Here is a 25317-nt window from a genome sequence, read left to right on the forward strand (position 1 = left end):
TCCCGTGGGTCGGGACGAGCGTGAAAGAATCGCCACCATGCTGCGCTGGTTGACCTCGGGAGAGTCGCACGGTCAGGCCCTGGTCGGGGTGATGGAAGGTCTGCCCGCCGGGGTGGAGCTCGTCACGTCCGACATCCAGGACGCCCTGGCCCGCCGCCGCCTCGGCTACGGCCGCGGCGCACGGATGAAGTTCGAGCAGGACACCGTGCGCGTCCTGGGCGGTCTGCGTCACGGTGTGACGCAGGGCGGCCCGCTGGCGATCGAGGTGGGCAACACCGAGTGGCCCAAGTGGGTCGACGTCATGTCGGCGGACCCGGTGCCGCCAGAGGCGCTGAAGGTCGACGCCGGCACGGGCGACGAGCGCGAGATCGCGCGCAACCGTCCGCTCACCCGGCCTCGCCCCGGCCACGCCGACCTGGTGGGGATGCGCAAGTACGGGTTCGACGACGCGCGGCCCGTCCTCGAGCGCGCCAGCGCGCGCGAGACGGCCACCCGCGTCGCGCTGGGGGTCGCCGCCGCGAAGTTCCTCGAGCAGGCGCTCGGTGTCCGGCTCGTCAGCCACGTGACCTCGATCGGTCCGGTGGAGGTCCCCGAGGACGCCGACCTGCCCACCCCCGACGACGTCGCCGCGCTGGACGCGGACCCGGTGCGCTGCTTCGACGCCGCCACGAGCGAGGCGATGGTCGCCGAGATCGACGCCTGTCGCAAGGACGGGGACACCCTGGGCGGTGTGGTCGAGGTGCTCGCCTACGGCGTGCCCACCGGGCTCGGCACGTACGCGCACTCCGACCGGCGGCTCGACGCGCGCCTGGCGGCCACCCTCATGGGCATCCAGGCGATCAAGGGCGTGGCCGTCGGCGACGGGTTCCGCACCGCGCAGCGCCGCGGCTCGGCCGCGCACGACGAGATCGAGCGGGACGGCGAGGGGCGGATCCGGCGGCGTTCCAACCGTGCCGGTGGCATCGAGGGCGGCATGTCCAACGGTGAGGTCGTCCGGGTCTCCGCCGCGATGAAGCCGATCTCGACGGTGCCGCGTGCCCTGGCCACGGTGGACGTCGCGACCGGCGAGGCCGTGACGGCCCACCACCAGCGCTCGGACGTCTGCGCGGTGCCGCCCGCCGCCGTCGTCGCCGAGGCGATGGTGGCCCTGGAGCTGGCGCAGGCCGCGCTGGAGAAGTTCGGCGGCGACTCGGTGGCCGAGGTGCGCCGCAACGCCGAGGCCTACCTGGCGTCCATCCCCGAGCTGCTGCGATGAGCGACGCGCAGCCGCGGGTGGTGCTCATCGGCCCGCCCGGCAGCGGCAAGACGACGGTCGGGACGATCCTCGCCAAGAAGCTGTCGGCGGGCTTCCGCGACACCGACAGCGACGTCGAGGAGGCGGCCGGCAAGACGGTGGCGGACATCTTCGTCGACGACGGCGAACCGCGCTTCCGTGAGCTGGAGCGTGAGGCCGTCACGACGGCGCTCGCGACGCACAGCGGGGTGCTCGCCCTCGGGGGCGGCGCGGTGCTCGACGCCCACACCCAGAATGCGCTGGCGGCCTACGCGGCCGGCGGCGGCGTCGTCGTCTTCCTCGACGTCTCCCTGGCCCACGCGGCACCGCGCGTCGGCTTCAACCAGGCTCGCCCGCTGCTGGTCGGCAACCCGCGGGCCCGCTGGGCCGAGCTGATGGAGGCGCGCCGACCCACCTACGAACGGCTCGCGACGGTGCACGTCGTCTCGGACGGGCGCACGGCAGCCCAGGTCGCCGGCCAGATCCAGCAGGAGGTACAGCCATGACCGTCCGCGTGACCGTGAACGGTGACCAGCCCTACGACGTCGTCGTGGGACGCCATCTGCTCGGCGAGCTGCCGGGGCTGCTCGGCCCGGACGTGCGGCGGGTGCTCGTGATGCACCCCGCGTCGCTGGAGGCCACGGGCGAGGCGGTCCGCGAGGACCTGGTCGCCCAGGGGTACCAGGCCTTCGCCGCGGAGCTGCCCGACGCCGAGGAGCAGAAGACCGCCCAGGTGGCGGCGTTCTGCTGGCAGGTGATGGGACAGGCCGACTTCACCCGCTCGGACGCGATCGTGGCGGTCGGCGGCGGCGCGACGACGGACCTCGCCGGGTTCGTCGCGGCCACCTGGTTGCGCGGCATCAAGGTCGTGCACGTGCCGACCACGTTGCTCGCGATGGTGGATGCCGCCGTCGGAGGCAAGACCGGCATCAACACCGCCGAGGGCAAGAACCTCGTCGGCGCCTTCCACCCGCCGGCCGGGGTGCTCTGCGACCTCGCCGCGCTGGAGTCCCTCGACCGATGGGACCTGGTGGCCGGGATGGCCGAGGTCGTCAAGACCGGGTTCATCGCCGACGAGCGCATCCTCGAGCTCGCCGAGGAGCACGCCGACGCCCTGCGCGAGTGGGCGGGCGCCGGCGCCACCGAGGAGACGTGGGCGGTGCTGACCGAGCTCATCGAGCGTTCGGTGCGCGTCAAGGCCCGGGTGGTGGGGGAGGACCTCACCGAGCAGGGGCTGCGCGAGATCCTCAACTACGGCCACACCCTGGGCCACGCGATCGAGCTGGTCGAGCGCTACCAGCTGCGGCACGGGGCCGCTGTCGCCGTCGGCATGGTCTTCGCGGCCGAGCTCGGCCGGCTCGGCGGCAAGCTCGACGACGCCGTCGTGGCGCGGCACCGGGAGATCCTCACCGCGCTCGGTCTGCCGACGACGTACCGCGGGGACCGGTGGGACCAGCTGGTGGCCGCGATGCGCCGGGACAAGAAGGCTCGCGGGGACCTGCTGCGGTTCGTCGTCCTGGACGACGTCGCCAAGCCGGTGCGCCTCGAGGGGCCGGACCCCACGCTGCTGGCGGCCGCGTACGCCGAGATCTCGAAGGAGCCGCCCACCGGAGGCCCCGGGGTGCCGGTCCAGCTCATCCCCTGAGCGCTGTCACACCCACAGCCCGCGTTCGACCAGGACGTCGCGGAGCAGGTCGGCACGGTCGGTGACGATCCCGTCGACGCCGAGGTCGATCAACCGCCGCATCTCGGTGGGGTCGTTGATCGTCCACACGTGGACGAACCTCCCTGCGCGGTGCGCGGCCGCGACCGTCCGGGCGTCGACCACCGTCACGCCGTCGTCGGCCCCCGGCACCTGCAGCGCGTCGACCCGACGCAGGGCGGCCCGGACCACCGACGGGATCCGGAGGCGGGTACCCACGAGGAACCCGATCACCTCGCTGCGGCCGGCGCTCGTGGCGACCGGCCGTGACAGCCGCGCCACGGTGGCACGACGCCGCCGCGGCGAGAACGACGTGACGCAGACGCGGTCGTGGCTCGCCGTGGACTCGATCGCCGCCGCCGTCGGGGCGATGCCCGAGTCCGCCTTGACGTCGATGTTCACCCGCAGGTCGGGCCAGGTGCCGAGCACGTCGGTCAGCAGCGGCACCGGTTCGGTGCCGCCGATGCGGGCACGGCGCACCACGTCCCAGGGCAGCTCCGCCACGAGGCCGCTGCCGTCGGTGGTGCGGTCCAGCGACTCGTCGTGCAGGGCGACGGCGACCCCGTCGCGCGTGCCGTGCGCATCGGTCTCGACGTACCGGTAGCCGAGGTCGACGGCCGCCGCGAACGCCGCCATCGAGTTCTCCAGGTTGGCCCGGCCGTGCGAGAACCCGCGGTGCGCCAGCGCCGCGAAGGCCCCGCGACCGGTGTCGCCCGCTCCGCCGCCGAAGTAGGGATGCTGGGGCCGTGGCACGCGCGTCATGCCGCACCTCCCGGCAACCGGTCGCCCAGGAAGCGCACGACCGCATCGAGGTACTCCTGGCGTGGTGCGTCCGCGGACAGGCTGAGGTCGTGCACGGCCCCGTCGACGACGAGCTCGGTGACGTCGGTGCCCAGGCGGGGGAACAACCGCGCGAGCTGGCGGGTGTCCAGGACCGTGTCCTGGGCGTCGAGGAGGGGGTTGTCCGGGCTGTCCGGCCCCGAGGCGCCCGCGCGTGCCGCCAGCACGGGGACCGGGACGTCCAGACCGCGCGCCAGACGCAGCTGCGCGCGCCGCACGGCCAGGAGCCACGCGGCCCGGGCGGGCTGCCCGTCCGGCTTCTTCAACCGGGTGTCGAACGACCACCGACCGCCGTTGTCGACGTGCTGGTACGTCGCGTAGACCGACGGGTGGGTGCTCACCACCGCCAGCGGTCGCACCCTGCCCAGCACCCCCAGCAGACTCGTGTTGACCTGGCGGGACAGCCACGATCCGGCCAGGTCGAGGAAGGGCGAGTCGAGCACCAGCGCGTCCGGGCCCGTGGCACCGTGCGCGTGTGCCCACACCACCGTGGTCAGCCCGCCCGTGGAGTGGGCGTGCACGGCGAGCGGCGAGCCGGGTTCGAGGGCGCGCACGCTCGACAGCGCGGCGTCGAGGTCCGCGCCGAACTCCCGCAGGGAGGTGGTGAAGTGCGGTGGCAGGCCCGCCTCGGCGGCGACGTCGACCGGCGGCCGCAGCAGCGAGCGCCCCGCCCGTCGTAGGTCGACCGCGTAGAAGCAGTACCCGGCGTCCGTGAGCGCGTGGGCGAGGTGGTCCTGGAAGAAGTAGTCGTTGTACCCGTGGACGTGGAGCACAGCCCCCCGTGGGGCGTCAGGGCGGCCGGTACGTCGCACGAGCGTCGCGGGACCCAGGGGAGCGGACTGGAAGCCGTCGAGCAGCGGGTCGGGTTCCCAGACGAGCTCGTCGGGCAGTGGGGCGGTCGGCGACGCTGGCACGTGGGTACCGTACGCCGAAGGGGATGCGCGCGCCCTGCGACCGTCCTTCTGCGCGGCGCTACCCACCGTTCACCCGGATGCGGCAGACTCGGCGCCCATGAGCGACGCCACGCCGACGAAGCCGTCGGAACACGACTCCGGTCACCCCTTCGACGCGCTCCCGGCGACCGAGCAGCGTCGACGGGTCCGGTCGTGGGCGCTGTGGGACTGGGCCACCCAGCCGTTCAACACCGTGGTGCTCACCTTCGTCTTCACGGCCCTGTACCTGACCGGGGAGTCGTTCCTCGACCCGGCGGTCGTCGCCCTGGGGGAGGACGATCCTGCGTACACCCGGGCGCTCGCAGGCCTGACGAGTGCCCTGGGTGGGTGGATCGCGGCCGGCGGTGTGCTGGTCGCGATCCTGGCTCCGGTGCTGGGTCGGCGGGCCGACGTCACCGGCCGGCGCAAGGCCTGGCTGGGTGCCGGCACGATCCTGCTGGTGGTCTGCATGTTCGGCCTCGGGTTCGTCCGGGCCGACCCCGGCTACTTCGTGCTCGGGGCGGCGCTGATCTCGCTGGGCAGCGTCGCCAGCGAGATTGCCGGCGTCAACTACAACGCGATGCTCACCCAGGTCTCGACACCTCGGACCATCGGCAAGGTCTCGGGCCTCGGCTGGGGGCTCGGCTACGTCGGCGGGATCGTCGCGCTGGTGGCCGTCGTCGTGGCCCAGACCTTCGACTGGTGGGGGATGCCCACCGACGACGGGCTGGCCTACCGGGTGATCGCCGTGGGTTGTGGGCTCTGGGCGGTGGCGTTCGCGTGGCCGCTCTTCCGGAACGTCCCGGAGGCGCCTGCTGCCTCGGACCGTCCCCGGGTCGGGTTCTTCGCCGGGTACGTCGAGCTGTGGCACGACATCCGTGAGCTCTTCCGCACGTCGCGCACCACGTTCTGGTTCCTGCTGGCCAGCGCCGTGTACCGGGACGGGCTGGCCGGGGTCTTCACCTTCGGTGCGATCGTGGCGGCCGTGTCCTTCCGCTTCTCGCCGGACGAGGTGATCGCGTTCGGCATCGCTGCGAACCTCCTGGCAGGGGTGAGCACGATCCTCGCCGGTCGCCTCGACGACCGGCTGGGGGCCCGTCGCGTCATCGTGTGGTCGCTGGTGGGGCTGGTGGTCTGCGGGCTGGTCGTCGTCGCGCTGCACTCGTCGGGCACCGTGGTGTTCTGGGTCGCGGGCCTCGCGCTGACCTGCTTCGTCGGTCCGGCCCAGACGGCGTCCCGGTCGTACCTGGCCCGGATGACGCCGGCCGGTCAGGAGTCGGAGATCTTCGGTCTGTACGCCACCACGGGCCGCGCCGTGTCGTTCCTGACCCCGCTGCTGTGGGGTGTGGTCATCGCCCTGACCGGTGCGACGATCTGGGGCGTGCTGGGCATCGTGGCCGTCATCCTCGCGGGCCTGGTGCTCATGCTGGTCGTCACCGACCCGGTCGAGGACTGACCAGGAGAGTCGCGCGGGCGAGCGCCGTCGCGTGCTCGACGACGGCCGTGCGACGAGCAGCCGCGGCCGTGCCCGGAGCGACGAGCGCGGTGAGCGCGGTGAGCGTCCAGGCGCTGGTGACGAGCATGACCACGGACAGCAGGAGCTGTCGCGCGGAGGCGTCGTCGGGCACGGCCAGGGCGTCGCGCAGGTGCGAGGCGACCTCCGAGCACGACGACACCCGTTGCACGGCTGCCGCGGGTTCGTCCAGCTCGAGGCTCTCCCAGGCGAGCAGACGGGCGACGTCCGGGTCGGCCGCGTACCGGTCCCACAGGCGTCCCGCCCACCGGCCGAGGGCATCTTCGCCGTGACCGTCCAGATCGAGGCCGTCCAGCAACCCGTCGAGGCGGTGGGTCAGCACGTGGTCGAAGAACCGCCGCTTGCTGCCGAAGTAGGCGTAGATCCGCTCCTTGTTGACCCCGGCGTCGCGGCTGACGGCATCGACGGAGGTCCCGGCGAACCCGGTGGCGGCGAACTGCCGGCCGCCGGCGTCGAGCAGGCGCTCGCGGGTACTCGTGGTGTCCCTGGGCATGTGGTCACCCTAGACGCCAACCGTTCGGTTGGCATAGGGTCCGACCACCGACCGAACGTGTGGAGAACTCGATGAAGGCACTGGTCCTGGGCGCGCGGGGCGCCGTCGGACAGCATGTCGTGGCCGCGCTGCGCGGCCACGGGCACGACGTCACCCCGGCGGGAAGGTCCGGGTCCGACGGTGGGGTGCGCGTCGACCTGTCCGCCCCGGACGGCGCCGTCCGGCTGCGCGAGGCCGCTGCCGGGCAGGCCGTCGTGATCAACGCCTCCGGCGTGGAGGAGCCCTGGATCGCGGGCGAGCTCGGCGGGGCGGCGCTGGTGGACATCAGCGCGAGCAGCGCCTACCTGGTCGCGCTGCGTGCCTGCGCTGCGCCGAGCACCTCCGTCGTGCTGGGAGCGGGCCTCGTGCCCGGCCTGTCCACCGTGCTGGTCGGTGCGCTCGAGACACGGCCGGGCGACGAGGTCGACGTGGCAGTGATGCTCGGCTCGGGGGAGAAGCACGGGGCGGCTGCCGTGTCGTGGACCGAGAAGCTGGTCGGCACCGACGTGCATGCCCCGCCCGAGGGCGTCCGGGTCCGCAACCTGCGGACCCGGCGCCGCGTGGTCGGGCCGGACGGGCGGCGACGGACGTACCTGCGGACCGACTTCGCCGACCACGTGCTCCTGGACGACCTCGTCGTGCGGTCGTGGCTCACGCTCTCCAACGGGCCGGCGACGGCGGCCCTGGCGCTGGTCGGCCGGCTCGGGAAGGGCCGCCGGCTGATCAGCGGCGCTCCGCTCGTCGGCTCCGAGGAGTGGAGCCTGCAGGCGACCGTGCGGCGCACAGCACAACGGCTCGCGGCCACCGGGTCCGGTCAGTCCCGTGCCACCGGTCTGCTCACCGCCCTGGCCGCCGAACGTGTGGTGTCCGCCGCGCCGGGGCGATGCGTCACGATGGCTGACGTCGTCGCGGTCGACGACGCGCTCGGGGTGCTCGAACCGCCCCTCAGTCGTGTCCGGCCGGCAGGACGTTGAGGTTGCTGCGGAAGAGGTTCGTCGGGTCGTAGGTCGCCTTGGCCTCGGCCAGCCGCCGACCGGTGTCCCCCGGGTAGGCCTGCGCGAGCAGGGTGGGGTCACCGTCCATGACGAAGTTGGCGTAGGCCCCGTGCCGGCCCCGGCGCACGCGGTCGGCGACGTCCGCCACCCAGTCGACGTGCTCGGCGACCGCCTCCGCCGTCGGTTCGGCCGCGGCGACGACGCCGGTGATCGGCGCGTCGCGGTGGGCGTAGGCGGTGGCTCCGGTCGGGACGTCGGCGACGGCACCGCCGAGGACACGCAGCTGCACCACCCGCATCATGGCGGTGCTCGACCCCAGGGCGTCCAGGATGTCGGCTGCGGCGGCCTCGTCGACGTCGTCGGCGTAGAACGACCTGTTGTGCATCGCCATCGGGGGGCCGTCGGGGCCTTCGAGGAGCCCGATGTACGGACCGGGGGCGACCAGGTCGGCGATGATGCCTCCGGCCTGCTCGCCGAGCGCGCGCAGCGGTGCGAGCGCGGCGTCGGCGTCGTCGACGCCGCCGGACCAACAGAGGTTGACCATGACGACGAGGCGACCGTGTGCCTCCTCGGGGAGGAACGGCACCGGCGGGGCCACCATGACCATGACGATGGCCGTGAGCTCGCGAGGGGCCTGGCGAAGCGTCGCGACCACACCCGCGACGGTGGTCGGTGTCGCCGGCAGGATGAGCGGGCCACCGACGACCGTCCCGATCTCGTGGGTGTCGAACGTCAGCTCCGTGACGACACCAAAGTTTCCCCCGCCCCCGCGCAACGCCCAGAACAGGTCGGGGTGCTCCTGAGCGGAGGCGGTCCGCACCTGTCCGTCGGCAGTGACGACCCGGGCCGAGTGCAACGAGTCGATCGTCATGCCGAGCCGGCGGGACAGGAACCCGACCCCGCCCCCGAGGGTGATCCCCGCGACGCCCACCGTGCCGGCGTCGCCGAAGGGCGTGATGAGGCCGTGCTGCGTCGTCGCGGCGGTGTAGGCGCCGGCTGTGACGCCGCCCCCGGCGGTCGCCCTCCGGGCGGCGCGATCGACCTGGACGTCATCGAGCCCGCGGACGTCGAGCACGAGCGCCCCGGGCCGCCGGCCGCGGCCGAGGGCAGAGTGGCCCCCGGAGCGGACCGCGAGCTCGAGCCCGTGGTCGGCAGCGAAGCGGACCGCGCGGGCCACCCCGGCGGCGTCGGTGGGACGGACGACGGCGTCCGGTACGGCGTCGACGCCGCCGGGCCGGATCTGGTGCGCAGCGACGAATCCCTCGTCCAGCGGTGTCAGGACGAGGGAGGTGCCGTGGAGGGCGGCACGCAGGGCGGACGGCGACAGGGTGCTGGTCATCGGGGCCTCCGTGGGCAGAGCGGTGGGGTGCGGGACGTGCGCGACCACCAGCATCGGACTTCGAGCAGGGTTGAGGTCAAGGGATTGCCTCCGGGTGTGTCCGCCGGTCGGACGCCGCAGAGGGGTGGGTACGCTCACGGCCATGACAGTCGACGACGCCGCACGTGTGCTGATCCTCAACGGTCCCAACCTCGGGCGCCTCGGCGTCCGGGAGCCGGAGATCTACGGCCACGCCTCCATGGCCGACCTCGAGCGGGAGGGCGTTCGCTGGGGGAACGACCTGGGCCTCGCCGTCCAGGTGCGCCAGACCGACGACGAGTCGACCCTCGTCGGCTGGCTGCACGAGGCGGTCGACACCCGCTCGCACGTGGTGCTCAACCCTGCAGCCTTCACCCACTACAGCTACGCGCTGCGCGACGCCGCCGCCCAGGTGGTGACCTCGCAGCTCCTGCTGGTGGAGGTGCACCTGTCGAACCCGGCGGCGCGCGAGGCGTTCCGGCACTACTCCGTCGTCGCCGGCATCGCCACGGGTACCGTCGCGGGGTTCGGCTTCGATTCCTACCGACTCGCCCTGGAGGCGATCTCGAACAAGCTCCTGGGCTAGATGGCGCACGATCAATGCCTGGGCCTTGTCCAATTGTCATCAATACTCTAGGCTTGATCCATGATCGTCTTGACGATTGACCAGAAGTCGAGCACGACGCGCGGGGATCTCGTGCCCGCGCTGCTCGGGCGCCTCCAGGCCCGGGGCGCGACAGGCGACGCGGCGCGGGGACTCGTGCGCCCCTTCGAACGCACCGTCGGCGACGAGGTCCAGGGCGTCCTGGCGGCCGACGACGACGGTGCACGCCTGGCGGTCCAGCTGATCGGCGACGTCCTGCGCGACGGCGGATGGTCGGTCGGGGTGGGAGTCGGCGGCGTGGACGAACCGTTGCCCGCCACCTCACGCGCCGCGGCCGGGCCCGCGTTCGTCAGGGCGCGGGCGGCCGTCGAGGAGGCGAAGGGCCGAGGCAGCGCGGTGCCCCTCGCCGTCGTCGGCCCACCGGATGAGCCGGCGGCGACGATCGCCGGCGACGCCCAGGCACTGCTCCGGCTCCTGGGCGCACTCGCGGCGCGGCGTTCCGCCGCGGGATGGGAGGCGATCGATACCCTCGGCGAGCACGGTGGGGTCGACGCCCCGCAACGCGCGACCGCGGCACGTCTCGCGATCAGCGAGCAGGCCGTGAGCCAACGTCTGCGGACGGCGCTGTGGGCGGAGGAGGTGGCAGCCCGGCCGCTCGCCGCACGCCTGCTGCGGGCCGCGGACGCGGCCGCGACGGCCGACGACGGCCGGGCCGGCGAGAACGACGACGAGGAGTGAGACCGTGGCGGATGTCCTGGCGGTGACCGGTGTGTCGGTGGCGGCGCTCGCCCTGAGCGTCGGTCTCGGCGCATGGTTGATACCGCTCCTGCTGCGCCACGCCGAGTCCGGCCCCGGCGCCCGGGCGGAGGCGCTGGCGGTGCTCGGCAACGGCACCTGGATCGGTCTGCTCGAACGGCTGGCCATCACCGGGACGATCCTCGTCGGCCACCCCGAGGGGGTCGCGGTGGTCGTGGCGGTCAAGGCGCTCGGCCGGCTGCCCGAGCTGCGGGAGCACCCGGTCGCCGGGGAACGGTTCGTCGTCGGGACCCTCGCCTCGCTGGTGTGGGCCGCCGCCGCCGGCCTGGCGGGGCACGCCGTCCTCGACGCGCTGTAGTATGTTCCGGGCCCTCTGTGGGCGCCGAACGCTTCCCGACAGGCCCCGTGCCTGACCCCGAGACCCGCCGAGGACGAACAAGAACGTGGCTACCTCCAACGACATCAAGAACGGCACCGTGCTGCGCATCGACGGGCAGCTGTGGTCGATCCTCGAGTTCCAGCACGTCAAGCCGGGCAAGGGTGGCGCGTTCGTCCGGACGAAGATGAAGAACGTGCTCTCGGGCAAGGTCGTCGACAAGACCTTCAACGCGGGTACCAAGGTGGAGACGGCCAACGTCGACCGCCGCGACTTCCAGTACCTGTACATGGACGGCGCCGACTACGTCTTCATGGACACCGACACCTATGACCAGATCATGGTGCCGGCCGCCACCGTGGGGGACGCCAAGGACTACATGCTCGAGGGCATGAGCATCATGATCGCCTCCAACGACGGTCAGCCGCTGTACGTCGAGCTGCCGTCGTCGGTCGTGCTCGAGATCACCTACACCGAGCCCGGTCTGCAGGGCGACCGCTCCACCGGTGGCACCAAGCCTGCGACGCTCGAGACCGGCGCCGAGATCCAGGTGCCGCTGTTCCTCGAGCAGGGCACGAAGGTCAAGGTCGACACCCGCGACGGGTCGTACCTCGGCCGAGTGACCGACTGACGTGGGCTCTCGGACCAAGGCGCGCAAGCGCGCGGCCGACATCCTCTTCGAGTCGGAGGCCCGCGGCGTCGACCCCCTCGTGCTGCTGCAGGACCGCGTCATCGAGCCGCACGCCGAGGCCTCCGTGCCGCAGTACACGGTGGAGCTGGTCGAGGGTGTGGTGGCGCACCGCGAGCGGATCGACGAGCTGCTGGAGACCTACTCGCGCGGCTGGACGATCGCCCGGATGCCGGCGGTCGACCGCGCGCTGCTGCGCGTGGGGACGTTCGAGCTGATCTTCAACGACGACGTGCCCGACGTCGTGGCCGTGGACGAGGCGGTGGACCTCGCCCGCGAGTTCTCCACCGACGACTCGCCGGCCTTCGTCAACGGGCTCCTCGGCCGGTTGCTCGAGATCAAGCCGACGCTGCTGGCCTGACGCGCCGAGCGCTCGCCCGAGGTGTGACGCAGCCGACGACCACATGGTGGTCGTCGGCTGCGTCGTCTCCGCCGTACCGGGTTACGCTGACGCCGACCGACCCCCTTTAATCCCGTCCAGTGAGGCGGAGAAGGAGTCCCGTTGAGCCCTGGTCCCGCCCTGCCCGAAGACGACCCGGACGGCACGACCGTCCTGTCCGCGAGCGACGTCGCCCGCGCACTGACCCGCATCGCCCACGAGATCGTCGAGCGCGCCCGCGGGGTCGACGACCTCGTCCTCCTCGGCATCCCGACGCGCGGGGTGACCCTCGCCCACCGACTGGCCGCACGGCTTGCCCAGATCGACCCGGCGTTCGACGCCGAGGCCTGCGTGGGCGAGCTGGACGTCACCATGTACCGCGACGACCTGCGCCGGCAGCCGACCCGCGCCGTGGGCGTCACCCGTCTGCCGGCCGTCGGCATCGAGAACCGGACCGTCGTGCTCGTCGACGACGTGCTGTTCTCGGGACGGACGATCCGCGCCGCGCTCGACGCGCTCGGCGACATCGGACGCCCCCGTGCCGTCCGTCTCGCCTGCCTCGTCGACCGAGGCCACCGTGAGGTCCCGATCCGTCCCGACTTCGTGGGCAAGAACCTGCCGACCGCCCAGAGCGAGCGCGTGCGCGTGCGCCTGGAGGAGGTCGACGGCGTCGCCGACTCCGTCGAGATCGCCGGTCGTGCCGAGGGCGACGGGAGCGCGCGATGAAGCACCTGCTGTCGACCGCGGACCTCTCCCGCGACGAGGCCGTCGGGCTGCTCGACACCGCGGCACGGATGGCCGCCACGCAGTCCCGCGAGATCAAGAAGCTGCCCACGCTGCGCGGCCGTACGGTGGTCAACCTCTTCTTCGAGGACTCGACCCGGACGCGCATCTCGTTCGAGACGGCGGCCAAGCGTCTCAGCGCGGACGTCATCAACTTCTCCGCCAAGGGATCGAGCGTCTCCAAGGGCGAGTCGCTCAAGGACACCGCCTTGACCCTGCACGCGATGGGCGCCGACGCGGTCGTGGTCCGGCACTGGGCCTCCGGGGCGCCGTACCAGCTCGCGCACGCCGGGTGGCTCGACGCCGCCGTCCTCAACGCCGGCGACGGGACGCACATGCACCCGACCCAGGCGCTGCTCGACGCGTACACGATGCGCCGGCACCTCGCCGGGCGGGCGCAGGGACTGCGGTCGCCCCACGACGACGGCGTCGGCGCCGACCTCACCGGCCTGCGGGTGGCGATCGTGGGCGACGTGCTGCACTCGCGGGTCGCGCGCGCCAACGTGGCCCTGCTGCACACCCTCGGCGCCGAGGTGACGCTCGTCGCGCCCCCGACGCTCGTGCCCGTCGGGGTCGAGGCGTGGCCCTGCCGCACGTCGTACGACCTCGACGCCACGCTGGTCGACTGGCAGCCGGACGCCGTGATGATGCTGCGGGTGCAGCGCGAACGCATGTCCGGCGGGGCGGGGGCGTTCTTCCCCAGCCCGCTGGAGTACGCCCGCTACTACGGCCTGGACGCCAGGCGGCTCGCGACGCTGCCCGAGCACGCGATCGTCATGCACCCCGGACCGATGAACCGCGGTCTGGAGATCTCGGCCGAGGCGGCGGACTCCGACCGCGCCGTGATCGTCGAGCAGGTCGCCAACGGCATCGCCGTGCGCATGGCGGCCCTCTATCTGCTGATGGCCGGGGACCGCTCGGCGGAAGGGAACGACCTGTGACCGAACTGACCGCTGGACCGACCACCTACGTGCTGCGAGGGGTGCGCCCCCTCGGCGGCGACGCCGTCGACGTGGTGCTCGACGCCGGGACCGTCGCGGAGATCACCGCCGTCGGGGCCGCCTCGGCCGACGGCGCCACGGTGATCGAGGCCGCCGACCACGTCCTGCTGCCAGGGCTCGTCGACCTGCACACCCACCTGCGCGAACCGGGCCGCGAGGACGCCGAGACCGTGGCGTCGGGCACCCGGGCCGCCGCGGTCGGCGGCTTCACCGCCGTCCACGCCATGGCCAACACCTCGCCGGTCGCCGACACCGCCGGCGTCGTGGAGCAGGTGCACCGCCTCGGCGAGCAGGCCGGTTGGGCCGACGTCTTCCCGGTGGGCGCCGTGACCGTCGGCCTGGACGGGGAACGTCTGGCCGAGCTGGGCGCGATGGCGGACTCCGCCGCGCGCGTGCGAGTCTTCTCCGACGACGGCAAGTGCGTGCACGACCCGGTCCTCATGCGGCGTGCGCTGGAGTACGTCAAGGCGTTCGACGGCGTGGTGGCGCAGCACGCGCAGGAGCCGCGCCTGACCGACGGTGCGCAGATGAACGAGGGCGTCGTCTCGGCCCAGGTCGGCCTGGCCGGCTGGCCCGCCGTGGCCGAGGAGGCGATCATCGCCCGCGACGTGCTGCTCGCCGAGCACGTCGGCTCGCGCCTGCACGTGTGCCACCTGTCCACCGCGGGTTCGGTCGAGATCATCCGCTGGGCGAAGTCGCGCGGCATCGACGTCACCGCCGAGGTCACCCCGCACCACCTGATCCTCACCGACGAGCTGGCCCGCACCTACGACGCCACCTACAAGGTCAACCCGCCGCTGCGCACCGCCGCCGACGTCGAGGCGGTGCGCGACGGGCTGGCCGACGGCACCATCGACATCGTCGCCACCGACCACGCGCCGCACACCCGCGAGGACAAGGACTGCGAGTGGGGAGCGGCAGCCTTCGGCATGACCGGGCTGGAGACGGCCCTGAGCGTCGTCCAGCAGACCATGGTCGACACCGGCCGGCTGACCTGGGCCGACGTCGCCCGCGTGCTGTCCACGACCCCCGCACGCATCGGCCGCGTCGAGGCGGTCCAGGGACGACCGATCGCCGTCGGCGAGCCCGCCAACCTCACCCTGGTCGACCCCTCCGCACGACGTGTCGTCGACGGTACCTCCCAGGCCACCGCCAGCGCGAACACCCCGTTCCGGGACCACGAGCTGCCGGGCCAGGTCGTGGCCACGTTCCTGCGCGGACGCGCGACCGTGCTCGACGGCGTCCCGGTACCCGTGCACCCCGGCGTGGGAGGTGCGCGATGAACCTGCCGATGCCCGTCGCCGTCGGGATCTGGGTCGTGATCGGCGTGCTGCTGCTCCTGCTCGTGCTCACCGGGCGCCGACGCATCGCAGCCCGCACCAGCCACCTCGTGCCGTCGCCCCCGGCCCCGCCCGCGGAGGAAGGCTCGCTCGGAGCGCTGCGCCTCGGGCCGATCGAGGCGACGTACGTCTCCAGCACGCTGTCCGGCGACTGGCTGGCCCGGGTGGGCGCTCACGAGCTCGGGGACCGCAGCGCCGCGCAGGTGACCGTGCTCGACGGCGGCGTCGTCGTCGACCGGGAGGGCAGCGCACCGCTGCTCGTGCCCACCGCCTCCCTGCACGACGTCGGTACCGCGGCGGGCATGGCGGGCAAGTACGTCGGCCGGGACGGCCTGGTGGTGCTCACCTGGCAGGTGCCCGCCGACGGCGAGACCGACGCGGCCCTGCTCGACACCGGCCTGCGCACCCGCTACAGGGCCGACAAGCCGCGCCTCGTCGAGGCCGTGCGCTCCCTCCTCGACCCGTCCACCCCGAGCCCGAAGGACACGAAGTGACCTCCAGCACCAGCACCGACCCGGCGGTCCTCGTCCTCGAGGACGGCACCGTCGCGCGCGGCGTCGCCTACGGCGCCCGCGGCACCACCCTCGGCGAGATCGTCTTCTCCACCGGGATGACCGGCTACCAGGAGACGCTCACCGATCCCTCGTACCACCGCCAGATCGTCGTCATGACCGCCCCGCACGTGGGTAACACGGGCGTGAACGACGACGACCCGGAGTCCCGCAAGATCTGGGTCGCCGGCTACGTCCTGCGCGACCCGGCGCGCCGCGCCTCGAGCTGGCGTTCCCGGGGCGACCTGGCCGACGAGCTCGCCGAGCAGGGCGTCGTCGGGATCGCCGAGGTCGACACCCGCTTCCTCACGCGGCACCTGCGTGAGCTCGGCGTCATGCGGGCCGGCATCTTCTCCGGCGACGACCTGGTGCGCGACGGCGTCGAGCGCGGCGTCGACGACCTCGTCCAGGAGGTGCGCGGAGCCCCCCTGATGGCCGGCGCGGACCTCGCCCGCGAGGTCACCACCGCCGAGGCCTACACCGTCGAGCCGCGCGGCCTCGAGGACGGCGCCGACCCCGTCGCGACCGTCGTCGCGGTCGACCTGGGCATCAAGTCGATGACGCCGGTGCGCCTGGCCGAGCGGGGCGTGCGCGTGCACGTGGTGCCCCAGTCGACCACCTTCGCCGAGGTCGAGGCGCTGCTGCCCGCGGGCGCTCCGGGCGGGGTGTTCTTCTCCAACGGTCCCGGCGACCCCTCGGCCGCGACCGCCGAGATCGACCTGCTCCGCCAGGTGCTGGACCGACGGATCCCGTTCTTCGGCATCTGCTTCGGCAACCAGCTGTTCGGCCGGGCGCTCGGCTACGGCACCTACAAGCTCGGCTACGGCCACCGCGGCATCAACCAGCCGGTGAAGGACCGCACCACCGGCAAGGTCGAGGTCACCGCACAGAACCACGGGTTCGCCGTCGACGCGCCGCTGGACGCCGTGAGCACCGCCCCGCTCGACACCGTGCGTGACGACCAGGGTGTCGACGGAGCGCGGTACGGCCGCGTCATCGTCTCCCACGTGGGGCTCAACGACCAGGTGGTCGAGGGCCTGACCGCCCTCGACCTGCCGGCCTTCTCCGTCCAGTACCACCCCGAGGCCGCTGCCGGCCCCCACGACAGCGCGTACCTGTTCGACCGCTTCGTCGACCTCATGACCACCCGCGAGCCCGTGACCGTCCCGCCCGCCGCCCTCGCGGCGCTGGCCGGCGGCACCACCGGCGAGAAGGAGAACTGATGCCCCGCCGTTCCGACCTCTCCTCCGTCCTGGTCATCGGGTCCGGCCCGATCGTCATCGGCCAGGCCTGCGAGTTCGACTACTCCGGCACGCAGGCCTGCCGGGTGCTCAAGGAGGAGGGCCTGCGCGTCGTCCTGGTGAACTCCAACCCGGCCACGATCATGACCGACCCCGAGTTCGCCGACGCCACCTACGTCGAGCCGATCACCCGTGAGGTGCTCACCTCGATCATCGCCAAGGAGCGCCCCGACGCGCTGCTGCCCACCCTCGGCGGGCAGACGGCGCTGAACGCCGCCATCGAGCTGCACGACGCCGGCGTGCTGGACGAGTACGGCGTCGAGCTCATCGGCGCCAACATCCCCGCCATCCAGAAGGGCGAGGACCGTCAGCAGTTCAAGGACGTCGTCGAGGTGTGCGGCGGTGAGTCCGCCCGCTCGCTGATCATCCACACGATCGACGAAGCGGTCGAGGCGTCCGCCGTGCTCGGCTACCCGATGGTCGTGCGTCCGTCCTTCACGATGGGCGGCCTGGGCTCCGGCCTGGCCTACGACGAGGCGGACCTGCGCCGGATCGTCGGCCAGGGCCTGCACTACTCGCCGACCACCGAGGTGCTCCTGGAGGAGTCGATCCTCGGCTGGAAGGAGTACGAGCTCGAGCTGATGCGCGACAAGGACGACAACGTCGTGGTCGTCTGCTCGATCGAGAACGTCGACCCGGTCGGTGTGCACACCGGCGACTCCGTGACCGTGGCACCGGCCATGACCCTGACAGACCGTGAGTACCAGAAGCTGCGGGACATCGGCATCGCGGTCATCCGCGAGGTCGGCGTGGACACCGGCGGGTGCAACATCCAGTTCGCCGTGGAGTCCGACACCGGTCGCGTCGTCGTCATCGAGATGAACCCGCGGGTCTCGCGCTCGTCGGCGCTGGCCTCGAAGGCCACCGGCTTCCCGATCGCGAAGATCGCGGCGAAGCTCGCCGTCGGCTACACGCTCGACGAGATCCCGAACGACATCACCGGCGTGACCCCGGCGAGCTTCGAGCCGACGCTGGACTACGTCGTGGTCAAGGTGCCGCGGTTCGCGTTCGAGAAGTTCCCGGCGGCGGACGACACGCTGACCACCACCATGAAGTCGGTGGGCGAGGCGATGGCCCTCGGCCGCAACTTCACCGAGGCGCTCGGCAAGGCGCTGCGCAGCATCGACAAGGGCGGCGTCGACTTCCACTGGCACGGTGAGGCACCGTCGGGTCCCGCGCTGGAGGAGCTCCTCACCGAGATCCGGCGTCCCACCGAGGGTCGGCTCGTCGGGGTGCAGCAGGCGCTGCGCGCCGTCCACGCCGGGCACGCGACGCTGGAGCAGGTCTTCGAGGCCACGAAGATCGACCCGTGGTTCCTCGACCAGGTCCTGCTCATGAACGAGGTCGCCGAGGCCACGGCGTCGTCGTCGACGCTGACCGCTGACGTGCTGCGGCGTGCCAAGCGGCACGGGTTGTCGGACGCCCAGGTGGCGCAGCTGCGCGGCATGGGACCCGGCGGGACGGCGGCGGTGCGCGAGGCGCGGCACGCGCTGGGTGTGCGTCCCGTCTACAAGACGGTGGACACCTGTGCCGCGGAGTTCGCGGCGACCACGCCGTACCACTACTCGTCCTACGACATCGAGACCGAGGTCGCGCCGCGCGAGCGCGAGGCGGTCATCATCCTCGGCTCGGGTCCGAACCGCATCGGTCAGGGCATCGAGTTCGACTACTCGTGCGTGCACGCGGCCCTGACGCTCAAGGACCGGTTCGAGACCGTCATGATCAACTGCAACCCCGAGACGGTCTCGACGGACTACGACACGTCCGACCGTCTCTACTTCGAGCCGCTGACGCTCGAGGACGTCCTGGAGGTCTACGAGGCCGAGCTCGCCGCGGGCCCCGTCAAGGGGATCATCGTCCAGCTCGGCGGGCAGACCCCGCTGGCGCTGGCGCAGCAGCTGGCCGACGCCGGGCTGCCGATCCTCGGCACGACGCCCGAGGCGATCGACGCCGCCGAGGACCGCGGCCTCTTCGGCCAGGTCCTGGCCGACGCAGGCCTCCCCGCCCCGGCGTTCGGCACCGCCCGGTCGTTGGGACAGGCCCAGGAGATCGCCGAGCGGATCGGGTACCCCGTCCTCGTGAGGCCGTCGTACGTGCTCGGGGGGCGCGGCATGGAGATCGTGTACTCCGCCGACCAGCTCACGGGGTACGTCGAGCGGGCCCTCGACGCCGCGGCGACCGCCGCGCTGGTGTCGCGGGCGCCGGGCACCTTGCCCGCGCCGCTGCTCATCGACCGCTTCCTCGACGACGCGATGGAGATCGACGTCGATGCGCTGTTCGACGGCACCGAGCTGTTCCTGGGCGGTGTGATGGAGCACATCGAGGAGGCCGGGATCCACTCCGGCGACTCCGCGTGCGTGCTTCCCCCGGTCTCGCTGAGCCAGGCCGAGGTGGAGCGGATCCGCCGCTCCACCGAGGCCATCGCCCGCGGCGTCGGCGTCCGCGGTCTGCTCAACGTCCAGTACGCGCTCGTCTCGGACGTGCTGTACGTCCTGGAGGCCAACCCGCGCGCGTCGCGCACGGTGCCCTTCGTGTCGAAGGCCACGGGGGCCTCGCTGGCGAAGGCCGCGGCCCGCGTCATGGTCGGCGAGTCCATCGCCGACCTGCGTGCCGAGGGGATCCTGCCCGCCGAGGGCGACGGCGGCACGCTGGACCTCGGGGCCCCGCTCGCCGTCAAGGAGGCGGTGCTGCCGTTCAAGCGGTTCCGTACCGCCGAGGGGAACGTGGTGGACACGGTCCTCGGCCCGGAGATGCGGTCGACCGGAGAGGTCATGGGCTTCGACAAGGACTTCCCGCACGCTTTCGCGAAGTCGCAGGCCGCGGCGTTCGGCGGGCTGCCGACCTCGGGCACGGTGTTCGTCTCCGTCGCGGACCGCGACAAGCGCTCGATCGTCTTCCCGGTCAAGCGGCTGGCGGACATCGGCTTCGAGATCCTGGCGACCTCGGGCACGGCCCAGGTGCTGGCGCGCAACGGCATCACGGCCACCGCGGTGCGCAAGTACTCCGACGGCGCCGGCCCGGACGGTGAGCCCACCGTGGTGGACCTCATCACCGAGGGACGGGTGGACCTCGTGGTCAACTCCCCGTCGGGCCAGGGTGCCCGCGCCGACGGCTACGAGATCCGGGCGGCCACCACTGCCGCGGACAAGCCGATGGTGACCACCGTGGACCAGCTCGCCGCGGCGGTCCAGGCCATCGAGGCGGTGCGCGGCGGGCCGTTCGAGGTGGCGAGCCTGCAGGAGCACGACGCGGCGACCCGGGCTCGCCGGGAGGACGCGCAGGCGGCGGCGGTCGGCGCATGAGCGCGCCGGGGACCCGGGTCCCGTTCGGCGCGCGCCTCGCGGCCGCGATGGACGAGCACGGTCCGTTGTGCGTCGGCATCGACCCGCACGGTCCGCTGCTGCGCGACTGGGGCCTGCCGGACGACGCCGCAGGCGTCCGGGAGCTCGGCCTGCGGGTCGTGGACGCCCTCGGCGGCCGGGTGGCGGCGCTCAAGCCCCAGGTGGCCTTCTTCGAGCGGCACGGGTCGCGGGGGATCGCCGCCCTGGAGGAGGTCCTGGCCGCAGCACGCGCGGCGGGCACGCTGACCGTCGTCGACGCCAAGCGGGGGGACATCGGGTCGACGATGTCGGCCTACGCCGACGCCTTCCTCTCCGACGGCTCGACACTTGCCGGCGACGCGGTCACCGTCTCGCCGTACCTCGGTTTCGGCTCGCTGTCACCGGCCCTCGAGCTGGCGGAGGCGACCGGGCGCGGCCTGTTCGTGCTGTGCCTGACCTCGAACCCCGAGGGCGCGGCGGTCCAGCACGCCGTCGGCTCGGACGGCCGCAGCATCGCGGCCTCCGTGGCGGCACAGGCGGCACGGCACAACGCCGGCGCGTCGCCGCTGGGGTCGGTCGGGCTCGTGGTCGGAGCGACGATCGGCGACGCGGCACGAGCCACGGGGACCGAGCTGGAGGCCGTCAACGGACCCCTGCTGGCACCGGGGGTGGGCGCCCAGGGCGCGGGCCAGCGCGAGCTGGCGGACGTGTTCGGCGGTGCGCGGGGCAACGTGCTGGCCTCGTCGTCCCGTGGTGTGCTCGCCGCAGGGCCCGACGGGTCGGCGCTGCTCGCGGCCGCACGGCGGTCGGCCGACGAGGTGCGGTCGGCGCTGCGGGCCGGGCGCTGACCTGCGCACGGGCGCGCGTCGGGGTGTCGGAAGTGTCACAGCACTTCACCCCCGGGCCGTCCGGTTCGGGCCCTTTGAGCGCCTATTTCACGCTCAATCGACTCGCCGGGTGCGGCGCGATCGGGCCAGCGATTGCCGCCGCCGCAGGTCGTGGCTACTTTCGAGGGAGCACGACGTCCAGCACGACCTCCTGTCGGATCGATTGAGTAGGTGACTTGCGTGGCCCTTCCTCCACTCACCCCGGAACAGCGTGCGGCGGCCCTCGAGAAGGCCGCCGAGGCACGGCGCATCCGGGCAGAGATCAAGAACCGCCTGAAGTACTCCCAGGGTTCGTTGCGGGAGGTGATCGAGCAGGGCCAAGCGGACGACGTCGTGGGCAAGCTCAAGGTCGTCTCGCTGCTCGAGTCGCTCCCGGGAGTCGGTAAGGTGAAGGCCCGGGCGATCATGGAAGAGATCGGGATCGCCGAGACCCGCCGCGTCCGTGGCCTCGGGCCGCACCAGGCGCAGGCGCTCATCGAGAGGTTTGGCTGAGATTTCCGCACCACGCGCCGGCGTGCCGGCACCCCATGACGCCCAGGACGACGTCGTGCGAGGACCGGCACGCCTGACCGTGCTGGCCGGGCCGACGGCTGTCGGCAAGGGCACGGTGTCGGCCGACATCCGTGCTCGGTACCCCCAGGTCTGGCTGTCGGTGTCGGCGACGACCCGGCCGCCGAGGCCCGGCGAGGTGCACGGAGTGCACTACCTCTTCGTGAGCCCGCAGGAGTTCGACCGCATGGTCTCCGACGGCGAGATGCTCGAGTGGGCCGTGGTCCACGGGCGGCACCGCTACGGGACCCCACGAGGACCGGTGGTCGAGCACCTGTCCGGGGGGCGACCGACGCTGCTGGAGATCGACCTGCAGGGCGCGCGCCAGGTGCGCGACGCCGTGCGGTCGGCTGGTCTCGACGCCCAGTTCGTCTTCCTCGCGCCGCCCAGCCGCGAGGAGCTGGTGCGGCGCCTGGTGGGTCGCGGCACCGAGGACGCCGCGGAACGCGAACGCCGGCTGGCGACGGCCGAGGTCGAGATGGCTGCCGAGCCGGAGTTCGACGTCACGATCGTCAACGACGACGTCACACGGGCCACGGACGAGCTGGCACACCTGCTGGGAGCTCGGGCCGAGGGCGCGGCCCCGGCGGCCTCGCAACCGGCTTGATCCCGGCGGGTAGACTTGTCAGCAGGCTTCTGTCCTGCCCTTCCCCTTCTGGAATCACCCCTCCGGTGGCCGCCGCCACCGGCCCGTTCGTCTGCTTGGAGTGACACTCATGGCCGGAACCGTTCCCGAGCCGATCGGCATCACCGACCCGCCGATCGACGACCTGCTCACGCACAGCGAGTCGAAGTACGGCCTCGTGCTGTACGCCTCGAAGCGTGCGCGCCAGATCAACGCCTACTACGCGCAGCTCAACGAGGGCCTGCTGGAGAACGTCGGTCCCCTGGTCGACACCCGCGTGCAGGAGAAGCCGTTGTCGATCGCCATGCGAGAGATCAACGAGGGTCTGCTGACGTCGGAGCCTGCCGAGCCCGCTCCGGAGGAGCCGGCGACGGCTCCGCTCGCGCAGGGTGTCGAGGTCGTCGAGTCGGAGCACGCCGCCGGCGACGAGATCGTCTGAGGCTGCGCCGCGAGCCATGAGGATCCTGCTGGGGGTCAGCGGCGGAATCGCCGCCTACAAGTCGGTCCTGCTGCTGCGGCTGCTGCGTGAGCAGGGCCATGCCGTCCGGGTGATCCCGACGGCGGCTGCGCTCCGTTTCGTCGGCGCCCCGACCTTCGAGGCGCTCTCGGGTGAGCCGGTGAGCACCGAGGTGTTCGACGACGTCCCCGGCGTCCAGCACGTGGCCCTCGGGCACGGTGCGGACCTGGTGGTCGTGGCGCCGGCGACCGCCGATCTCCTGGCGCGCGCCGCGGCGGGCCGCGCGGACGACCTGCTGACCTCCACGTTGCTCACCGTGCGCTGCCCGGTGGTGATGGCGCCGGCGATGCACACCGAGATGTGGGCGCACCCGGCGACCCGGGCGAACGTGGCGACCCTGCGCGAGCGGGGGGTGCACGTGCTGGAGCCGGCCAGCGGGCGCCTCACGGGCGCGGACACGGGTCCGGGGCGATTGCCGGAGCCCGAGGAGATCGCACGCTTCGCCCTGGCCGCGGTCGAGGATCGGCACACGGCGGGTGTCGCGTCGCAGGACCTGGCCGGCCGCCGTGTGGTGATCTCTGCGGGTGGGACGCGCGAGGCGATCGACCCGGTGCGCTTCATCGGCAACCGGTCCAGCGGCCGTCAGGGGGTGGCGCTGGCCGAGGCGGCCTGCGCCCGTGGTGCCGAGGTGACACTGGTGGCGGCGAACCTGCCGGAGTCCCTCACCCACCCTCTGACCGCGGCCGGCGCGACGGTCGTGGGTGTGTCGTCGACGGCCGAGCTGCGCCAGGCGGTGCGCGGTGCCGCACCGGGTGCCGACGTCGTGGTCATGGCGGCGGCGGTGGCGGACTTCCGGCCGGCACGCACCCCGACGGCCAAGATCAAGAAGGTCGCCGGGGCGCCTCCCGCACCGATCGAGCTGGTGGAGAACCCCGACGTGCTCGCGGAGCTGGCGGCCGACCGCCTGCGTGCGGGGCAGGTCGTCGTCGGTTTCGCCGCCGAGACGGGTGACGACGCCGGCTCGGTGCTGGAGCACGGGCGGGCGAAGGCCCTGCGCAAGGGCGCGGACCTGCTGGCGGTCAACGCGGTGGGGGAGGGCCTGGGGTTCGGCGCGGAGATCAACGACGTCACCGTGCTCGACTCCCGTGGCGAGACGGTGACCTCCGTCGCCGGGTCGAAGCGCGAGGTGGCCGACGGCCTGTGGGACGCGATCGCGAAGTACTTGACCAGCATGTGAGACGATCTCGGATCGTGGGATATTTCGCCCTCGTCGTGCCGGGATCGGCGGGTCGGTGGACGTAGGCTGAGCGCATGACCGATGCGCTGCGCCTCTTCACGTCCGAGTCCGTGACCGAGGGACACCCGGACAAGGTGTGCGACCAGATCTCCGACGCGATCCTGGACGCCCTGATCGCCCAGGACCCCCGGTCGCGGGTGGCCGTGGAGACGATGGTGACCACCGGGCTGGTGCACGTGGCCGGGGAGGTCACCACCGAGGCCTATGTCGAGATCCCGCAGATCGTGCGCGAGGTGGTGCGCGGGATCGGGTACACGTCCTCGGCCATCGGGTTCGACGGTGACTCCTGCGGGGTGTCGGTGTCCATCGGGCAGCAGTCGCCGGACATCGCGCAGGGCGTCGACACCGCCCTCGAGCGGCGCACCGACGCGGACGACGTGGACCCCCTCGACGCCCAGGGCGCCGGCGACCAGGGGCTGATGTTCGGGTACGCGACCGACGAGACCCCCTCCCTGATGCCGCTGCCGATCTTCCTGGCGCACCGGCTCTCGGAACGACTGGCCGAGGTCCGCAAGTCTGGTGAGGTCGCCGGTCTGCGCCCCGACGGCAAGACCCAGGTCACCGTCGGGTACGACGGCGATCGCCCGGTCAGCCTCGACACCGTGGTGCTGTCGACCCAGCACGACGCCGACATCGAGCAGGACAAGCTCTACCGTGAGGTCGCCGACCACGTGGTCGACCCGGTGGTGGACGCCGTCGCGGCGTCGGTGGGGCTGGAGATCGGGGACGTGCGCCTGATCGTCAACCCGACGGGCAAGTTCGTCGTGGGAGGTCCGCAGGGCGACGCCGGGCTGACCGGCCGGAAGATCATCGTGGACACCTACGGCGGGATGGCGCGCCACGGTGGTGGGGCGTTCTCCGGCAAGGACCCGTCCAAGGTGGACCGCTCGGCGGCGTACGCCATGCGGTGGGTCGCCAAGAACGTCGTGGCGGCCGGGCTGGCCCGGCGCTGCGAGGTGCAGGTGGCCTACGCGATCGGCAAGGCCCACCCCGTGGGGCTCTACATCGAGACGTTCGGCACCGAGACGGTCGCGCCGGCCCGGATCAGCGCCGCCATCCGGGAGGTCTTCGACCTGCGGCCGGCCGCGATCGTGCGCGACCTGGACCTGCTGCGCCCGGTCTACGGCCCGACCGCCGCGTACGGTCACTTCGGCCGAGAGCTGGAGGGGTTCACCTGGGAGCGCGCCGACCGCGTGGACGCCCTGCGCGCCGCGGTGTGAGGTGAGTCGGTGACCCGT

General features: G+C 72.7%; 26 protein-coding genes. 22 read left to right on the plus strand and 4 right to left on the minus strand.

The features are described 5' to 3' along the window. Positions 1-37: 37 nt before the first annotated feature. From aroC to aroB, 3 genes are read left to right on the plus strand one after another with little or no spacing between them, the layout of a single operon-like run. A complete protein-coding gene (gene aroC / locus HDG69_RS12795; RefSeq protein ID WP_171784211.1) occupies positions 38-1255 on the plus strand; it encodes a chorismate synthase in 1218 nt (405 codons plus the stop codon). Further along, a complete protein-coding gene (locus HDG69_RS12800; RefSeq protein ID WP_171784212.1) occupies positions 1252-1779 on the plus strand; it encodes a shikimate kinase in 528 nt (175 codons plus the stop codon). Before aroC ends, HDG69_RS12800 begins: the two co-directional genes overlap by 4 nt. Next, entirely contained in the window at positions 1776-2918 is a 1143-nt protein-coding gene (gene aroB, locus HDG69_RS12805; protein WP_171784213.1) for a 3-dehydroquinate synthase, read from the plus strand. The genes HDG69_RS12800 and aroB overlap by 4 nt, the downstream gene beginning before the upstream one ends. 6 nt (positions 2919-2924) lie before the next feature. Here aroB and HDG69_RS12810 read toward each other — a convergent pair whose 3' ends face one another. Both HDG69_RS12810 and HDG69_RS12815 read right to left on the minus strand, forming a co-directional pair. Next, the gene (locus tag HDG69_RS12810) at positions 2925-3737 is read right to left on the minus strand and encodes a glycerophosphodiester phosphodiesterase family protein (RefSeq protein ID WP_171784214.1); all 813 of its coding nucleotides are present in this window, start codon (positions 3735-3737) and stop codon (positions 2925-2927) included. Continuing rightward, a complete protein-coding gene (locus tag HDG69_RS12815; RefSeq protein WP_343036429.1) occupies positions 3734-4729 on the minus strand; it encodes an alpha/beta hydrolase in 996 nt (331 codons plus the stop codon). Before HDG69_RS12815 ends, HDG69_RS12810 begins: the two co-directional genes overlap by 4 nt. 97 nt (positions 4730-4826) lie before the next feature. Between HDG69_RS12815 and HDG69_RS12820 the strand changes: the two genes are divergently transcribed. Continuing rightward, complete coding sequence (locus tag HDG69_RS12820) at positions 4827-6203, plus strand: MFS transporter (protein WP_171784215.1); 1377 nt, start codon at positions 4827-4829, stop codon at positions 6201-6203. Here the strand turns inward: HDG69_RS12820 and HDG69_RS12825 are convergent. After that, the gene (locus HDG69_RS12825) at positions 6181-6774 is read right to left on the minus strand and encodes a TetR/AcrR family transcriptional regulator (protein WP_171784216.1); all 594 of its coding nucleotides are present in this window, start codon (positions 6772-6774) and stop codon (positions 6181-6183) included. The genes HDG69_RS12820 and HDG69_RS12825 overlap by 23 nt on opposite strands. A gap of 71 nt (positions 6775-6845) precedes the next feature. Between HDG69_RS12825 and HDG69_RS12830 the strand changes: the two genes are divergently transcribed. Continuing rightward, the gene (locus tag HDG69_RS12830) at positions 6846-7787 is read left to right on the plus strand and encodes an NAD-dependent epimerase/dehydratase family protein (RefSeq protein WP_171784217.1); all 942 of its coding nucleotides are present in this window, start codon (positions 6846-6848) and stop codon (positions 7785-7787) included. Here HDG69_RS12830 and HDG69_RS12835 read toward each other — a convergent pair. Next, positions 7759-9147: an FAD-binding oxidoreductase gene (locus HDG69_RS12835; RefSeq protein WP_171784218.1), complete on the minus strand. Its 1389-nt coding sequence runs from the start codon at positions 9145-9147 to the stop codon at positions 7759-7761. The genes HDG69_RS12830 and HDG69_RS12835 overlap by 29 nt on opposite strands. Positions 9148-9289: 142 nt before the next feature. Here HDG69_RS12835 and HDG69_RS12840 point away from each other — a divergent pair, with 142 nt between their 5' ends. From HDG69_RS12840 to metK, 17 genes are all read left to right on the plus strand, one after another. Then, positions 9290-9751 carry a type II 3-dehydroquinate dehydratase gene (locus HDG69_RS12840; protein WP_171784219.1) on the plus strand — a complete coding sequence of 154 codons (462 nt, stop codon included), beginning with the start codon at positions 9290-9292 and terminating at the stop codon, positions 9749-9751. 60 nt (positions 9752-9811) lie between these two features. Then, a complete protein-coding gene (locus HDG69_RS12845) occupies positions 9812-10507 on the plus strand; it encodes a hypothetical protein (RefSeq protein ID WP_171784220.1) in 696 nt (231 codons plus the stop codon). A 4-nt stretch (positions 10508-10511) separates the two neighbouring features. After that, a complete protein-coding gene (locus HDG69_RS12850) occupies positions 10512-10883 on the plus strand; it encodes a hypothetical protein (RefSeq protein ID WP_171784221.1) in 372 nt (123 codons plus the stop codon). A gap of 85 nt (positions 10884-10968) precedes the next feature. Further along, on the plus strand, positions 10969-11532 hold the full coding sequence (gene efp, locus HDG69_RS12855; RefSeq protein ID WP_171784222.1) for an elongation factor P: 564 nt from the start codon (positions 10969-10971) through the stop codon (positions 11530-11532). Between the two features lies 1 nt (position 11533). Further along, positions 11534-11950, plus strand: a complete 417-nt coding sequence (gene nusB / locus HDG69_RS12860; protein WP_171784223.1) for a transcription antitermination factor NusB — start codon at positions 11534-11536, stop codon at positions 11948-11950. A gap of 141 nt (positions 11951-12091) precedes the next feature. Beyond that, complete coding sequence (pyrR, locus tag HDG69_RS12865) at positions 12092-12694, plus strand: bifunctional pyr operon transcriptional regulator/uracil phosphoribosyltransferase PyrR (protein WP_281360199.1); 603 nt, start codon at positions 12092-12094, stop codon at positions 12692-12694. After that, complete coding sequence (locus HDG69_RS12870) at positions 12691-13692, plus strand: aspartate carbamoyltransferase catalytic subunit (RefSeq protein WP_171784224.1); 1002 nt, start codon at positions 12691-12693, stop codon at positions 13690-13692. Before pyrR ends, HDG69_RS12870 begins: the two co-directional genes overlap by 4 nt. After that, positions 13689-15035, plus strand: a complete 1347-nt coding sequence (locus tag HDG69_RS12875) for a dihydroorotase (protein WP_343036430.1) — start codon at positions 13689-13691, stop codon at positions 15033-15035. The genes HDG69_RS12870 and HDG69_RS12875 overlap by 4 nt, the downstream gene beginning before the upstream one ends. Further along, positions 15032-15586, plus strand: coding sequence for a PH-like domain-containing protein (locus tag HDG69_RS12880; protein ID WP_246256616.1), 555 nt, complete (start codon positions 15032-15034; stop codon positions 15584-15586). The genes HDG69_RS12875 and HDG69_RS12880 overlap by 4 nt, the downstream gene beginning before the upstream one ends. Continuing rightward, positions 15583-16866 carry a glutamine-hydrolyzing carbamoyl-phosphate synthase small subunit gene (carA, locus tag HDG69_RS12885; RefSeq protein ID WP_171784225.1) on the plus strand — a complete coding sequence of 428 codons (1284 nt, stop codon included), beginning with the start codon at positions 15583-15585 and terminating at the stop codon, positions 16864-16866. The genes HDG69_RS12880 and carA overlap by 4 nt, the downstream gene beginning before the upstream one ends. Next, positions 16866-20246, plus strand: coding sequence for a carbamoyl-phosphate synthase large subunit (gene carB / locus HDG69_RS12890; protein WP_171784226.1), 3381 nt, complete (start codon positions 16866-16868; stop codon positions 20244-20246). The genes carA and carB overlap by 1 nt, the downstream gene beginning before the upstream one ends. Further along, positions 20243-21112: an orotidine-5'-phosphate decarboxylase gene (gene pyrF, locus HDG69_RS12895; protein ID WP_171784227.1), complete on the plus strand. Its 870-nt coding sequence runs from the start codon at positions 20243-20245 to the stop codon at positions 21110-21112. The genes carB and pyrF overlap by 4 nt, the downstream gene beginning before the upstream one ends. Positions 21113-21331: 219 nt before the next feature. Then, entirely contained in the window at positions 21332-21643 is a 312-nt protein-coding gene (gene mihF / locus HDG69_RS12900; RefSeq protein ID WP_106269214.1) for an integration host factor, actinobacterial type, read from the plus strand. 22 nt (positions 21644-21665) lie between these two features. After that, entirely contained in the window at positions 21666-22307 is a 642-nt protein-coding gene (gene gmk / locus HDG69_RS12905; protein ID WP_343036432.1) for a guanylate kinase, read from the plus strand. 109 nt (positions 22308-22416) lie between these two features. Next, positions 22417-22764: a DNA-directed RNA polymerase subunit omega gene (gene rpoZ, locus HDG69_RS12910; protein WP_171784229.1), complete on the plus strand. Its 348-nt coding sequence runs from the start codon at positions 22417-22419 to the stop codon at positions 22762-22764. Positions 22765-22780: 16 nt separating this feature from the next. After that, complete coding sequence (gene coaBC, locus HDG69_RS12915) at positions 22781-24019, plus strand: bifunctional phosphopantothenoylcysteine decarboxylase/phosphopantothenate--cysteine ligase CoaBC (RefSeq protein WP_171784230.1); 1239 nt, start codon at positions 22781-22783, stop codon at positions 24017-24019. 74 nt (positions 24020-24093) lie between these two features. After that, entirely contained in the window at positions 24094-25299 is a 1206-nt protein-coding gene (metK, locus tag HDG69_RS12920; protein WP_171784231.1) for a methionine adenosyltransferase, read from the plus strand. The last annotated feature ends 18 nt before the right edge of the window (positions 25300-25317 follow it).

Source organism: Isoptericola halotolerans (genome assembly GCF_013149785.1).
GTDB lineage: Bacteria > Actinomycetota > Actinomycetes > Actinomycetales > Cellulomonadaceae > Isoptericola > Isoptericola halotolerans.

What these genes read in the sequence shown, in the direction of transcription:
- aroC (WP_171784211.1), top strand. Translation starts at nt 38, where the DNA reads ATGCTGCGCTGGTTGACCTCGGGAGAGTCGCACGGTCAGGCCCTGGTC.
- HDG69_RS12800 (WP_171784212.1), top strand. Translation starts at nt 1,252, where the DNA reads ATGAGCGACGCGCAGCCGCGGGTGGTGCTCATCGGCCCGCCCGGCAGC.
- aroB (WP_171784213.1), top strand. Translation starts at nt 1,776, where the DNA reads ATGACCGTCCGCGTGACCGTGAACGGTGACCAGCCCTACGACGTCGTC.
- HDG69_RS12810 (WP_171784214.1), bottom strand. Translation starts at nt 3,737, where the DNA reads ATGACGCGCGTGCCACGGCCCCAGCATCCCTACTTCGGCGGCGGAGCG.
- HDG69_RS12820 (WP_171784215.1), top strand. Translation starts at nt 4,827, where the DNA reads ATGAGCGACGCCACGCCGACGAAGCCGTCGGAACACGACTCCGGTCAC.
- HDG69_RS12825 (WP_171784216.1), bottom strand. Translation starts at nt 6,774, where the DNA reads ATGCCCAGGGACACCACGAGTACCCGCGAGCGCCTGCTCGACGCCGGC.
- HDG69_RS12830 (WP_171784217.1), top strand. Translation starts at nt 6,846, where the DNA reads ATGAAGGCACTGGTCCTGGGCGCGCGGGGCGCCGTCGGACAGCATGTC.
- HDG69_RS12835 (WP_171784218.1), bottom strand. Translation starts at nt 9,147, where the DNA reads ATGACCAGCACCCTGTCGCCGTCCGCCCTGCGTGCCGCCCTCCACGGC.
- HDG69_RS12840 (WP_171784219.1), top strand. Translation starts at nt 9,290, where the DNA reads ATGACAGTCGACGACGCCGCACGTGTGCTGATCCTCAACGGTCCCAAC.
- HDG69_RS12845 (WP_171784220.1), top strand. Translation starts at nt 9,812, where the DNA reads ATGATCGTCTTGACGATTGACCAGAAGTCGAGCACGACGCGCGGGGAT.
- HDG69_RS12870 (WP_171784224.1), top strand. Translation starts at nt 12,691, where the DNA reads ATGAAGCACCTGCTGTCGACCGCGGACCTCTCCCGCGACGAGGCCGTC.
- HDG69_RS12880 (WP_246256616.1), top strand. Translation starts at nt 15,032, where the DNA reads ATGAACCTGCCGATGCCCGTCGCCGTCGGGATCTGGGTCGTGATCGGC.
- carB (WP_171784226.1), top strand. Translation starts at nt 16,866, where the DNA reads ATGCCCCGCCGTTCCGACCTCTCCTCCGTCCTGGTCATCGGGTCCGGC.
- pyrF (WP_171784227.1), top strand. Translation starts at nt 20,243, where the DNA reads ATGAGCGCGCCGGGGACCCGGGTCCCGTTCGGCGCGCGCCTCGCGGCC.
- rpoZ (WP_171784229.1), top strand. Translation starts at nt 22,417, where the DNA reads ATGGCCGGAACCGTTCCCGAGCCGATCGGCATCACCGACCCGCCGATC.
- coaBC (WP_171784230.1), top strand. Translation starts at nt 22,781, where the DNA reads ATGAGGATCCTGCTGGGGGTCAGCGGCGGAATCGCCGCCTACAAGTCG.
- metK (WP_171784231.1), top strand. Translation starts at nt 24,094, where the DNA reads ATGACCGATGCGCTGCGCCTCTTCACGTCCGAGTCCGTGACCGAGGGA.